This window comes from Pseudomonas sp. LBUM1656, from assembly GCF_059716065.1.
In genome coordinates this window covers 1,547,759-1,560,206 of sequence record NZ_CP166800.1, presented here as the reverse complement: position 1 = coordinate 1,560,206, position 12,448 = coordinate 1,547,759, and the positions used below count along the sequence as shown (strand labels likewise).

9 protein-coding genes are annotated in these 12,448 nt (G+C 62.9%); all 9 read right to left on the bottom strand.

Annotation, left to right across the window (positions count from 1 at the left end; genetic code table 11):
• Nucleotides 1-63: 63 nt before the first annotated feature.
• The 9 genes from ACA072_RS06955 to ACA072_RS06915 all read right to left on the bottom strand — a co-directional run bounded on the left by ACA072_RS06955 (nucleotide 64) and on the right by ACA072_RS06915 (nucleotide 12,437).
• Nucleotides 64-768, bottom strand: coding sequence for an NAD(P)H-dependent oxidoreductase (locus ACA072_RS06955; RefSeq protein WP_497623741.1), 705 nt, complete (start codon nucleotides 766-768; stop codon nucleotides 64-66).
• Nucleotides 769-777: 9 nt separating this feature from the next.
• The gene (locus ACA072_RS06950) at nucleotides 778-2,433 is read right to left on the bottom strand and encodes an ABC transporter ATP-binding protein (RefSeq protein ID WP_497623740.1); all 1,656 of its coding nucleotides are present in this window, start codon (nucleotides 2,431-2,433) and stop codon (nucleotides 778-780) included.
• A 2-nt stretch (nucleotides 2,434-2,435) separates the two neighbouring features.
• Nucleotides 2,436-3,263 carry an ABC transporter permease gene (locus ACA072_RS06945; RefSeq protein WP_497623739.1) on the bottom strand — a complete coding sequence of 276 codons (828 nt, stop codon included), beginning with the start codon at nucleotides 3,261-3,263 and terminating at the stop codon, nucleotides 2,436-2,438.
• Nucleotides 3,264-3,266: 3 nt separating this feature from the next.
• The gene (locus ACA072_RS06940) at nucleotides 3,267-4,226 is read right to left on the bottom strand and encodes an ABC transporter permease (RefSeq protein ID WP_497624953.1); all 960 of its coding nucleotides are present in this window, start codon (nucleotides 4,224-4,226) and stop codon (nucleotides 3,267-3,269) included.
• Between the two features lie 165 nt (nucleotides 4,227-4,391).
• Entirely contained in the window at nucleotides 4,392-5,993 is a 1,602-nt protein-coding gene (locus ACA072_RS06935) for an ABC transporter substrate-binding protein (RefSeq protein WP_497623738.1), read from the bottom strand.
• Nucleotides 5,994-6,099: 106 nt separating this feature from the next.
• The gene (locus ACA072_RS06930; protein WP_497623737.1) at nucleotides 6,100-7,515 is read right to left on the bottom strand and encodes an aldehyde dehydrogenase family protein; all 1,416 of its coding nucleotides are present in this window, start codon (nucleotides 7,513-7,515) and stop codon (nucleotides 6,100-6,102) included.
• Nucleotides 7,508-8,698, bottom strand: a complete 1,191-nt coding sequence (locus tag ACA072_RS06925) for a pyridoxal phosphate-dependent aminotransferase (protein ID WP_497623736.1) — start codon at nucleotides 8,696-8,698, stop codon at nucleotides 7,508-7,510. The genes ACA072_RS06930 and ACA072_RS06925 overlap by 8 nt, the downstream gene beginning before the upstream one ends.
• Before the next feature lie 21 nt (nucleotides 8,699-8,719).
• Nucleotides 8,720-10,327, bottom strand: coding sequence for a 5-guanidino-2-oxopentanoate decarboxylase (locus ACA072_RS06920; protein WP_497623735.1), 1,608 nt, complete (start codon nucleotides 10,325-10,327; stop codon nucleotides 8,720-8,722).
• 10 nt (nucleotides 10,328-10,337) lie between these two features.
• A complete protein-coding gene (locus tag ACA072_RS06915; RefSeq protein ID WP_497623734.1) occupies nucleotides 10,338-12,437 on the bottom strand; it encodes an acetate--CoA ligase family protein in 2,100 nt (699 codons plus the stop codon).
• Nucleotides 12,438-12,448: the final 11 nt, after the last annotated feature.

Below are 12,448 nucleotides of genomic sequence, written 5' to 3'. Positions count from 1 at the left end.
CGTGAGCAGGCTCGCTCCTGGGGCCCGAAAGTTCACCATCCAACTATTGGCCAATCTCCCCTTTTAGCCAGGCAACGGATACAACCCATCATCAAACTGCGACAACCGCGGAAACTGCATCGGCTGATCATCACTCACGTGTTCCAGACGCTGCTGATAACTCTGCAGGAAATCCTTGCGCGCTTCGTCACTGATGTACGGCACATGCCAGGCCACGAACGGCTCCAGCACATCAAACCCGACATACGCCAACGTGCCGCGCAGAATCGGCCGCAACATGTCTTCCAGCGGACCGTGGATCGCGCCATCACCGAACATATGCTCACGGCCGCCCAAGGTGATGGAAACCAGCGCCTTCTTGCCGCTCAATCCGCCCTGGTCGTAAAAGCGTTTGCCGCCGTAGCAGATCCCCGACACCAACACCCGGTCAATCCAGCCCTTGAGCATCGCCGGGGCGGAGAACCAGAAAATCGGGAAGTTCAGAATCAGCAGGTCAGCCCACAACAGTTTATCGAGTTCTTGCTGGATGTCCGGCGCCAGCGACTGGCTCTTCACCCCCAGGCGTTGTTCCAGCGCATACACCAGGTACTCGGGATTCTCCCGCGAAGAAAAGTCATCGGCGCTGGCCACCGGGTTCCAGTTCATGGCGTACAGGTCGCTGACCCGAACCTCATGCCCCTGGGCCTCAAGTGTCGCCACCGCCTGATCACGCAGGGCGGCGGTAAAGGATTTCGGCTCCGGGTGAGCGTGGACAATCAAGACTTTCATGGCAATTCCCTAAACGTTTACAGGTTTTGAATCGGAGGACGATAACGCGCGCGTGGCCAGCAACCGGTCGAGCCAGTCGGGGTCCATTTGCGGTTCGGATGAAAACAGCAGCCCGGTGTAATCCTGATGCGGCGGGGTGAATATGGCGCTGCGCGAACCGTGGTCGACCACCCTGCCCCGCTGCATCACCAACACCTCATCGGCAATTGCCCGAACGGTGGCGACATCGTGGGTGATGAACAAATAAGCGACGCCCAGTTGCTGCTGGATACGGTTGAGCAGTTTGAGCACGCCTTCGGCCACCAGTTGATCCAGCGCCGAGGTCACTTCATCGCAAATGATTAGTTGCGGATCGGCCGCCAATGCCCGGGCGATGCACACGCGTTGCTTCTGCCCACCGGACAGTTCGCGGGGCTGGCGCTCCATGAAAGTCGCCGGATCGAGCTCGATCATTTCCAGCAACTCGGCCACCCGCGCCCGCATCGCCTTGCCCTTGAGCCCCAGGTAAAACGTCAGCGGCCGACCGATGATGTCGACGATGCGCTGACGCGGGTTCAGTGCCGTATCCGGGATCTGGTAGATCATCTGGATGCGCCGCAGTTGCTCCTTGCTACGCTGGCGAAAGTCCGCCGGCAGCGCTTCGCCGTCATACAGCACCTGACCCGACGTCGGCGCCAGCAAGCCGGTGATCAATCGCGCGGTCGAACTTTTGCCGCTGCCGGACTCACCGATCACCGCCAGGGTCTGACCGCGATACAGGCTCAACGAGACATCGTGCAACACCGGTTGATGACCATAACTGGCGCAGCTCTTGCGCAATTCCAGCAGCGGTTTTTCCTGCTGCGGGCACGGCTTGGGTTCGGTGCGAAAACTGCGCACCGCCCACAGGGACTTGGTGTAATCCTCTTGCGGATCACCCAGCATCTTGCGGGTTTCGGCTTCCTCCACCAGTTTGCCGTGGCGCAGCACCATGATCCGGTCGGCCATTTGCGCGACCACCGCCAGGTCGTGGCTGATGTAGATCGCCGCGCTGCCGTAAGTCGCCACCGCATCGCGAATGGCCGCCAGCACTTCAATCTGCGTGGTGACGTCGAGGGCGGTGGTCGGTTCGTCGAAGATGATCAGGTCTGGATGGCAAGCCATGGCCATGGCGGTCATGACCCGCTGCAACTGCCCGCCGGACACCTGATGCGGATAACGCTGACCGATCTGCTCCGGGTTGGGCAAGCGCAGCACCCGATACAACTCCACCGCTTCTGCCATCGCCTGGGCGCGGCTCATGCCACCGTTTTTCACCGCGGTTTCCACGTGCTGATCAATCAGTCGATGGGCTGGATTGAACGAGGCAGCAGCACTTTGCGCGACGTAGGCGATCCGCAGGCCACGCAGTTTGCGCAGCGCTTCGGGCTTGGCGCGCAGCAGGTCGATGCCGTCGAACTGCACCGAGCCGCCGGTGATCCGGCAGCCGTCGCGGGTGTAGCCCATGGCGGCGAGGCCGAGGGTCGACTTGCCGGCCCCCGACTCGCCGATCAGCCCCAGCACTTCACCGCGTTGCAGGGTCAGATCAATGCCCTTGATCAGCGGGTGCCAGGTGTCTTCGTAATGACCTTCGATGTGCAGATCGCGGATTTCCAGCAACGGTTTTTCTTCGGTGATCGCGTTCATGTTCAGCACTCCTTAAGGCCGCTGGATTTGTGCAACATCCAGTCGACGACGAAGTTGACGCTGACCGTGATCAACGCCACGGCCAGGGCGGGCAGCAAAGGGCTGACGTCGCCGAAAGTAATCAGCACTGCGTTGTCGCGGACCATGCTGCCCCAATCGGCGGTGGGCGGTTGAATGCCCAGGCCGAGGAACGACAGCGCGCTGATGAACAAAAACACGAAACAGAACCGCAGGCCGAACTCGGCAATCAGCGGCGCAGCGGCGTTGGGCAACACTTCGCGGGTGACCAGCCACCACAGGCCTTCACCGCGCAGGCGGGCGGCTTCGACGAAGTCTTGCACCACCACGTTCATCGCCACGGCCCGGGACAGGCGAAACACCCGGGTCGCGTCCAGCAGCGCGATCACCAACACCAGCGAAGTCGCGGTGGTGCCGACCACACTGAGGATCAGCAAGGCGAAGATCAGCTGCGGAATCGCCATCAGAATATCGACGACCCGCGACAAGCCCTGATCAACCCAGCCGCCCTTTATCGCGGCGACCAAACCACTCAGGCCGCCAAGCAGAAATGCCAGCACCGTGGTCAGGAACGCGATGCCCAAGGTGTTGCGCGCGCCGTAGACCAGGCGGCTGAACATGTCGCGCCCGAGGTTATCGGTGCCCAGCAGAAACTCACCGCTCCACGGCGCAAAGCCTTCGCCCACCACTTGGGTTTCGCCATACGGCGCCAGCAACGGCGCGAACAGCGCCACGAGGATGTACAGGATGATCACCAGCATTCCGAACTGGGCACTCAGCGGCGCCCGGACCAATTGTTTGAGCAGGCTCATGTTCTACCCCTTCGGATGCATCAGGCGTGGGTTGCTGGCGATTGAAAGCACATCCGCCGTGGTGTTGAGCAGGATGTAGGTCGCCGCGAAAATCAGGCTGCAGGCCTGGACCACCGGGATGTCGCGCTTGGCCACCGAGTCCACCAGCAACTGGCCGAGGCCCGGGTAGACGAACACCACCTCGACCACCACCACACCGACCACCAGGTACGCGAGGTTCAGCGCCACCACGTTGACGATCGGCGCCAGGGCGTTGGGCAAGGCGTGGCGGAAGATAATGCGCGACTGGCTGATGCCCTTGAGCCGGGCCATTTCGATGTACGGGCTGGCCAGCAGGTTGATCAGCGAGGCGCGGGTCATGCGCATCATCTGCGCGATGACCACCAGGCTCAGGGTCGCGACCGGAAGCACCGAGCGTTCGAGCACGGTGCCAAACGAAGCGTCCGGTGCCAGGTTGGAAATGCTCGGGAACCAGTTGAGCTTCACCGCGAACACCAGGATCAGGATGTAGGCGACGAAGAACTCCGGAAACGACACCGCACTCAAGGCGCTGGTATTGAGCAAGCGGTCGAACCAGCTGTTGCGATAGAGCGCCGCGAGCATCCCCAGCATTAACGCGAGCGGCACCGACACCAGTGCCGCCAGCGCCGCGAGGCTGAACGTGTTGCCCAGCCGCGAGGCGACCAGTTCCGCGATGGGCCGCTGGTTGGCCAGTGAGACGCCGAGATCACCTTGCAGCAGGTGCCCGATCCAGTGCCCGAAGCGGGTCAGCGGCGGCAGGTCCAGGCCCAATTGTGTACGGAACGCCGCGACGGTTTCCGGGGTGGCGGATTGGCCGAGCATGGCCTGGGCGATGTCACCCGGGAGCATGCCGACGGCGAGGAAGATAATGACTGATACCGCGAAGAGCGATAACAGCCCCAATGCCAAACGCTGCAGGAGCAACTTGAAAATACTATTCATCATGCGATTCCTTGAATCGGGCACGCTCGCGAAAACTGCGAGTTTCCAATGTGGGAGCGGGCTTGCTCGCGAAGGCGGTGTGCCTGTCAACGAATGTGTTGAATGTGAAATCGCTTTCGCGAGCAAGCCCGCTCCCACAGTTGATCTTCACTGTTTTGAGATTCCTTACGCCTGCCACCAGCGCTCGATCACGCGCAACCCATCCAGTTCGCCATAAGGCGCGGTTTGCCCGCCATGCGCTACGCGGTTCGACCGCGCCGCCACCGAGCTGGCAAACAACGGCACAATCGCCCCGCCATCGTCCCGGCACAGCGCCTGCATTTCGTTGTACATCTCGCGGCGCAACGGGTCGTTCATCTCGCCGCGGGCGGCGTTCAGCAGTTGGTTGAAACGCGGGTTGTCCCAATGGGTTTCGTTCCACGCCGCGCCCTTGGCGTAACCGATGCTGAACATCCGGTCGGCGGTCAGGCTGCTGTACCAAAAGGACGTGGTGAACGGTTGTTTCATCCAGACATTGGAAAAGAAACCATCCGCCGGTTCACGAACCACATCGATATCAATCCCGGCCTGACGCGCCTGCTCCTTGAACAGCACCGAGGCATCCACCGCGCCGCTGTACGCCGCATCAGACGCTTGCAGGCGCACCTTGAGCGAGTCGACACCGGCCTGGCGCAGGTAGAAACGCGCCTTGTCCGGGTCGTAGGTACGTTGCTCCAGCGCCGTGTTGATAAAGCGGCTGCCGGGCTGGATCGGGTGGTCGTTGCCCACCAGGCCATAGCCATACAGCACCGAGGACAGCAGGGTTTCGCGATTGATCGCGTGCTTCATCGCCATGCGGATGTTGCTGTCCTGGAACTGCTGGCTGTCGCACAACATCGGGAAGGTGTAGTGCTGGGCGCCTTTGGTTTCTTCGATCACCAGGTTCGGATTGCGCTTGAGCAAGGCCACGGTTTTCAGGTCGACCTTGTTGATCACATCGACTTGCCCGGTGACCAGCGCATTGATCCGCGCCGCGCCGTCGGCAATCGCGATCAGCTCGGCACTGGCGAAGTGCGCCCGGCCCGCTTTCCAGTAATCGGGGCTGCGTTCCAGACCCATGCGCACGCCCGGCTCGAAGTCCTTGAGGCGATAACCGCCGGTGCCGACACCGGCCTGCCAGTCCGCCACACCGTCCTTGGCCGGCATGATGACCAGATGGTAATCGGCGACCACATAGGAGAAATCAGCATTACCCGACTTCAGTTCGAACACCACGCTGTCCGTGCCTTGGGTGCTGACCTTGGCGACGTCGCCCAACACGGTCTTGGCTGCCGAGGTGGATTTCTCGCTGAGGTGATGCTGGATCGAGGCGACCACGTCGTCGGCAGTCAGGGTCTTGCCGTTATGGAAGGTCACGCCCTGACGCAGTTTGAAGGTCCAGATGCGCGCGTCCGGTGTCGATGCCCAGCTCTCAGCCAGTTCCGGGATGGCGGTGCCGTCGACGGCGATTTCAGTGAGGGTGTTATAGACCGCAGAGAAGCCGACGAAGGTGAAGGTGTCGACCCAGGAACCGGGATCTTTTGAGTCGGTGGTGCTGCCGCCCGCCAGGCCGAGGCGCAACACGCCGCCCGGTTTGGGCGTGGCTTCCTGGGCGAAGGCGCCCATCGGCAACCCCATGGAAAACGCCCCTGCTACGGCAGCAGCAGTGGCGCTGTACCTCAGGAAGTCGCGACGCGGAAAACTGAATTCATGGTTCGCTTGAGTACTGTTGTTTTTGTTATCGCTCATTGCATTGCCCCTGATCACAAACAGAGTGAGTAATGAATTACCGGTTTGAAACCACGCAAAGCACCGGGCCAGGGCCCGGTGCGAAGATCATTTGAATCGTCAACGGTCACACTTGAATCGCCTTCACTTCGACGAACTCGTTGAGCCCTTCTTCCCCCCATTCCCGGCCATTGCCCGATTGTTTGTAGCCACCGAACGGCGCCTGATAATTGAACGCCGCACCGTTGAGAAAGCATTGCCCGGCGCGCAACTGACGCCCAAGGTGCAAGGCGCGTTCAGTGCTGGAAGCCCAGACACCGCTGGACAGACCAAACGGCGAATCGTTGGCGATCCGGATCCCTTGCGCTTCATCGGCGTAAGGAATCAGGCACAGCACCGGACCGAAAATTTCTTCCTGGGCGATGCGCATGCGGTTGTCGACATCGGCGAACAGCGTCGGGCTGACGTAGTAACCGCGCTCGAAGGCGTGCGCCGTATCGCCGCCACACAGCAGCCGCGCACCTTCCTGTTGACCGACCTGAATGTAGTCCTGCACGGTGCGCCGCTGCGCCGCCGAACACATCGGCCCGAGGAAACTCCGCGGGTCCAGCGGATCACCCATGCGCAGGCTTTGGGTTTCGGCAATGGCCAGTTCCACGGCCTCGGCGTAACGACTGGCCGGCAGCAACATGCGGGTCAACGCGGTGCAGGTCTGCCCGGAGTTGATCATCACGTCCTGCACGCCGTAGCGCACCGCGGCGGCCAGGTCCGCGTCCTCGGCAATCAACAGCGCCGACTTTCCGCCCAGCTCCAGGCACACGCGCTTCACCGAAGGCGCCGCCGCTTGTGCCACGCGAACCCCGGCGCCGGTGGAGCCGGTGAACGAGACCATGTCCACGTCCGGGTGCTTGGCCAGTGCTTCGCCGACCTTCGAACCCGGTCCGCTGACCAAGTTGAACACCCCCGCCGGCAAGCCGATCGCTTCGATCATCTGCGCCAGCAAAAACGCATGCAGCGGGGTTTCCTGACTTGGCTTGACCACCACGGTGCAACCGGCGGCCAGCGCCGGGGCGAGCTTGCCGATCAGTTGATGCAGCGGGTAGTTCCACGGGTTGATGAAAGCGCACACGCCGACCGCTTCGCGAATCACCAATGAATTGCCGACCTTGCGTACCTCATCCATCAAGCCGGCGAGTTCGACGTATTGCTCCAGGCCGATGATGGGCCCGTCGACCTGCACCGAACGGCACCATTGCACCGGCATGCCCAACTCAGTAGTAATGACCGCGGCCATCTCGTCGGCGCGCGTGCGCAACTGCTCGGCAAGCGCTCGGATGTATCCGGCGCGAACGCTTGAAGGCGTGCGCGACCATGGACCGAACGCTCTGCGTGCGGCGGCCACCGCGTTGTCGACATCACGCTCATCGCCCAGCGGCACCGAACCGGCGACTTCTTCAGTAGCCGGGTTAATCACTTCGGCAATGCCTTGCCCCGACGGGGTTTGCCAGCGGCCATCGATAAACAGCGTCTTGTGGTTATGCATAGACTTGGGCTTCCATCAGTTCAGTGGCGCAACGAGTGATTCGCTGGCAGGCGTCACGCAAGGGTTCTGCGCCCAACACCAGTCCCAGACGAATGTGACCGGCAGCGCTCGGGCCGAAGGCTTCACCGGCCAGCACCGAGACGCCATGGCGGTCGAGCAAGCGGTCGGCAAACGCCTGGGCACTGAGCCCGGTGTCGCGGATATCGACCATCACGAACATCCCGCCATCGGGTTTCAAGGCGCGCACGCCGGGGCAGTCGGCCAGGCATTCGCAGACCAGATCGCGACGTTGGCGATAGGCTTCGCGCATCGCGTCCAGTTCCGGCAGGTTGCTTTCCAGCGCGACGACGGCGGCGTCCTGCACGAAATCCGGCAACCCGTAGAGCATGCACAGCGCGAGGTTTTCCAGATGTTCAGCCAGTGCTGGTGGCGCGATCGACCAGCCGATGCGCCAGCCGGTCATGGCATGGGATTTCGACAGACTGTTGAGCGTCGCGGTGCGCTCGGCCATGCCCGGCAAACTGGCCGGGCTGATGTGTTCGCCCTCGAACAACAGTTCGCTGTAGACCTCATCGGAAATCAGCCAGAGGTCGTGGGTGATGCACAAATCTGCAAGTGACTGCCACGTGCCGCGCGACAAACTGGCGCCGGACGGGTTGTGTGGGCTGTTCAGCGCCAGCGCCCGAGTGCGCGGCGTGATGCGGGCCGCGACGTCTTCGGGCAACACCCGAAAACCGTTTTCGGAACGCACCGGCACCGGAATCACCACCGCGCCACAGGCACCGAACACCGCTTCGTAAGTCACGTACATCGGTTCGGCGACGATCACTTCATCGCCCGGATTGAGCACGCACTGCGCCACGCAGAACAACGCGCATTGCGCCCCGGCGAGCACAGTTACCTGATCCGCCGAGACCTGTTGGCCACTGCGTTTCCCGTAGTGTTTAGCGATGCTTTCACGCAGTGCGCGTTTGCCGCGCACGTCGGCGTAGTGGGTGTTGCCGGACAACAGGCTGTCGATGGCCGCCTGCACAATCGGCACCGGCGTGTCGAAATCCGGGTCGCCGACTGACAGCAGCAGGATGTCTTCACCCTGTTCCAGCAGCGCCAGTGCGCGGTAATGAATGCCCCAAGCGGCAGCGCCGTCACCGGCGATACGTTGAGTCAGGTCGGAAAAACGCATGGCGGTATCCTTCTAAAATGGTCAGAGCGCGCACGCATGCTTGAGTTCGATCAGGGTCACGCCGTTGCGCTTGAAGCCGTGGCGCAAATCGGTTTGCAACTCGGCCAGGCTTTGCGGCTCATTCACCGTGCAACCGAATGCGCGGCCAAGGGCGGCGAAGTCCGGGTTGCGCGGCAGCACGCCAATCGGCTCGATATCCAGCCCAATCATGTCGTCGCGGATCTGCCCCAGCGCGTCGTTGTTCCAGAGCAACACCACCAGCGGGCTGTCCAGCTCTTCGACGGCGGTCGCCAGTTCTTGCGCGGTGTAGAGAAAACCACCGTCGCCGACCAGCACCAGACCAGGCCGCTGCGGTGCGCCGAACTTGGCGCCGATGCCCGCCGGCAAGCCATAACCCAACGTGCCGTAACCGGTCGGATGCAACCAGCTGCGAGGCGCCTGGCTGTTGAAGGCGTAGTTGCCGGTGTAGGCCAACTGGGTCATGTCGGTGCTGATGAAGGCCTCGTCCGGCAGCTCGGCGGCGATCCGTTCGAGAATCGCCTGATGGATCGACTGCAACGGGCCGTGGCTGTTTTTCACCGCTTCACGCAGTGCTGCGACGGACGCAATCGCGGCACTGGCATCACGCTTGGCGGGGGACAGACGTTCGAGCAATGCGGCGAGGGTGTGTTGCGCATCGCCTTGCAGCGCCACCGCACACGGGTAGAAATCGTTGAACTTGCGCGGATCGATGTCCACGCGCAGCAGTTCGGCATTCAGCGGCAGACGCTCGCGCCAGAAATCGGTGTCGGCCATTTCGGTGCCGACCGCCAGCACCACGTCAGCCTCGGCGATCAGTTGCCAGCCCGGCTCTACGCACAGGCTCGAGCCAGCGTTGAGCGGCGCATCCGGCGGCAACAGGCCTTTGCCGGCCACGCTGGTGAACAGCGGCGCGGCGAGCCGGGTGCTGAGTTCATGCACTTGCTGCTGCGCATTCAAGGCGCCACCGCCAGCGATGATCATCGGCCGCTTGGCGCTTTGCAGTTTGGCCACAGCCTGGTCCAGCGCCGTGGCTGCCGGTACGCCACGGCTTGGGCGGCGCACCACTTCATTGCTCCAGTCGCGGGTGATTTTTGCGGACAACACATCCAGCGGCACCGAGATGTGCACCGGGCGCGGGCGTTCGCTGTCGAATACCGCGTAGGCACGGGCAATCAACTCGGGCAGGTCTTCGGCACTGAGCGCCACCGCCGAGAACGCGGTGATCGGCGCGGTGATTGCGCGCTGGTCCTGGGTTTCGTGCAGGCACCCCCAGCCTTTACCGAGGCTGGCCGTGTGGTTGACGCTGGAAATCACCAGCATCGGAATCGAGTCGGCATACGCTTGGCCGATGCCGGTCGCGGCGTTGGTCACGCCCGGCCCGGTGATGATGAAGCACACGCCCGGTTTGCCGCTGACCCGCGCGTAGCCGTCGGCCATGAAACTGGCGCCCTGCTCGTGGCGCGTCAGCACGTGACGAATGCCGCTGCCGGGCAAGCCGCGATACAACTCCAGCGTGTGGACGCCGGGGATGCCGAACACGGTGTCGACGCCGTAGTTGGCCAACAGGCGCACCAGGGCCTGGCCGCCGGTCAATGTTGTGCTTTGCATGTTCACTTCCTCACTCGTGGCCGAGGCGAATCAACGCATCGACCGCAGTCGTGCCGTGGGCACCGACCAACAATGGGTTCACATCGAGTTCCAGCAACTGCCCGGCGTTCTCGCAGGCGTAATCGGCCACCGCACGAATCGCCGCCACCAGCGCGTCCAGATCCGCCGCGTCGCGACCACGAAAGCCTTGCAACAACGGGGCACTGCGCAGGCTCAACAATGCTTGGCGGATGGCGCCATCGGTGGTCGGCAGCAGCAGGCTGCGGCTGTCCTTGAGCAACTCCACCAGAATCCCGCCCGCACCAATGACCAGGGCCAGGCCAAAGTCGTTTTCGCGTTTGATGCCGACGATCAATTCCGCCAAGGGTGGTGTGGCCATCGGTTCCAGCAGCACCTGATCGAACGGCACCTGCGGCGCGTAATCGGCAATGCTCGCGCGCATTTTTTCCAGGGCGGCGCTCAGGGCCGCGGCGTCCTTGAGGTTCAACGCCACGGCGCCGGCTTCGGTTTTGTGCGGCAGCTGGGCACTGACCGCTTTCAAGACCAGCGGATAACCCAGCGCGTTGGCGTCACTCAACGCGTTGTCCGGGGTGCTCAATACGCCGTTCGGCGTCGGCAGGCCAAAGGCGCGCAAGGCTTTTTTGGAATCCCATTCATCGAGCAAGCGACCTTCGCCTTCCAGCGCCTGCGGGCAGTGCGGCACCAGCGCCGATTCACCGAGCGCCAGCAGCGCCTGACGATTGCGTTGATAGCCCGCAATCCGACCCCACGCGGCCAGCCCGTCTTCCACGCCTTGCAACGCCGCCACGCCTTGGGCATGCAGACGCTCGCGAGCATGGGCCGGCAGCAATTCCGGGAACGCCGAGGTGACAAAACCGGTCTTGCCGTGGCGGACCAGGGCGGCGCAATACAGCTCCAGCAGCAGGTCGCATTCCTTGCGTTCGCCGGTAAATTCCGCCGGGTAATCGAGCACCAGCATCGCTGCATCGGCCTCGGTGCGCAGGGCGCTGTCGAGCATACGGTTCAAGGCTTCGCCGTCACCCCAGATCGCCGTGGTGAAATCCAGCGGATTGACCAGGTTGGCGTAGCTCGGCAGCACGTTCGCCAACTCTGCACGCTGCCCCTCATCGAGTTTCGGCAAAGTCAGGTCGTTGCGTTCGGCGTAGTCGGCAATCAGCCCGGCGTCACCGCCTGAACAGGCCAGCGCGATCAGGCTGTTGCCCGCCGGCAGCTTGCCGCACGCCGCCGCTTTCAGGGTTTCGACAAAACTCACCGGGCCGCTGACGCGGATTACGCCGAGGCGCGCAAACAGACTGTCGTACAGCGCATCGGAACCGGACAGTGAGCTGGTGTGACTCAGCGCCAGTTCGGCACCGATCTGCGACACGCCGGTTTTCAGGGCGATGATCGGAATGCCCTTCTCCAAGGCCTTGTGCGCGGCGCGGGCGAATCCCGGGACGTTTTTCAGGCCTTCGAGGTGCAAGCCGATGGCGGTAACGCGCGGCTCGTCGAGCAGCACGTCCATCAATTCGGCGACGCCCAGTTGCGCCTGATTACCGACCGAGGCCATGTAGGCCACCGGCAGCGAGCGGTCACTCATCGACAGGTTATAAGCAAAGTTGCCGCTTTGGGTCAGGACAGCGACGCCCTTCTCCACCGGTTTGCCGCCATGGGCCACCGGCCACAGCGCTGAGCTGTGCAGGTAGTCGAGCAAGCCGTAGCAGTTGGGGCCGAGCAAGGCCATGTTGCCGGCCGCCTGAAGCAATTGTTGCTGCAAGGCCTGACCCTCGGCGCCGGTTTCGGCGAACCCGGAGGCGTAGCAGATCGCACCGCCCGCGCCCTTGGCGGCCAGTTCGGCAACGCAGGTCAGGGTCAGTTCGCGGTTGGTCGCGATGAACACCGCATCCGGGCCGCACGGCAGTTCGGCGATGCTGCGCACGCAGGGTACGCCTTCAAGGCTGTTGTGCTGCGGATTGACCAGCCACATTTCACCAAGGTAGCCGCCTTCGGCGCAGCGCTTGAGCGCACGGGCCATGCTGCGGCCACCGACAAACGCCACGTGGCGCGGTGCGAGAATGCGTTTGAGGTTGTCACGAATCGTTTGCGACATAGCCATTCTCC

Excerpts from the sequence above, each read along its gene's own strand:
- ACA072_RS06925 (WP_497623736.1), bottom strand. The coding sequence starts at position 8,698 with ATGCGTTTTTCCGACCTGACTCAACGTATCGCCGGTGACGGCGCTGCC.
- ACA072_RS06940 (WP_497624953.1), bottom strand. The coding sequence starts at position 4,226 with ATGAATAGTATTTTCAAGTTGCTCCTGCAGCGTTTGGCATTGGGGCTG.
- ACA072_RS06950 (WP_497623740.1), bottom strand. The coding sequence starts at position 2,433 with ATGAACGCGATCACCGAAGAAAAACCGTTGCTGGAAATCCGCGATCTG.
- ACA072_RS06945 (WP_497623739.1), bottom strand. The coding sequence starts at position 3,263 with ATGAGCCTGCTCAAACAATTGGTCCGGGCGCCGCTGAGTGCCCAGTTC.
- ACA072_RS06955 (WP_497623741.1), bottom strand. The coding sequence starts at position 768 with ATGAAAGTCTTGATTGTCCACGCTCACCCGGAGCCGAAATCCTTTACC.
- ACA072_RS06930 (WP_497623737.1), bottom strand. The coding sequence starts at position 7,515 with ATGCATAACCACAAGACGCTGTTTATCGATGGCCGCTGGCAAACCCCG.
- ACA072_RS06935 (WP_497623738.1), bottom strand. The coding sequence starts at position 5,993 with ATGAGCGATAACAAAAACAACAGTACTCAAGCGAACCATGAATTCAGT.
- ACA072_RS06920 (WP_497623735.1), bottom strand. The coding sequence starts at position 10,327 with ATGCAAAGCACAACATTGACCGGCGGCCAGGCCCTGGTGCGCCTGTTG.
- ACA072_RS06915 (WP_497623734.1), bottom strand. The coding sequence starts at position 12,437 with ATGTCGCAAACGATTCGTGACAACCTCAAACGCATTCTCGCACCGCGC.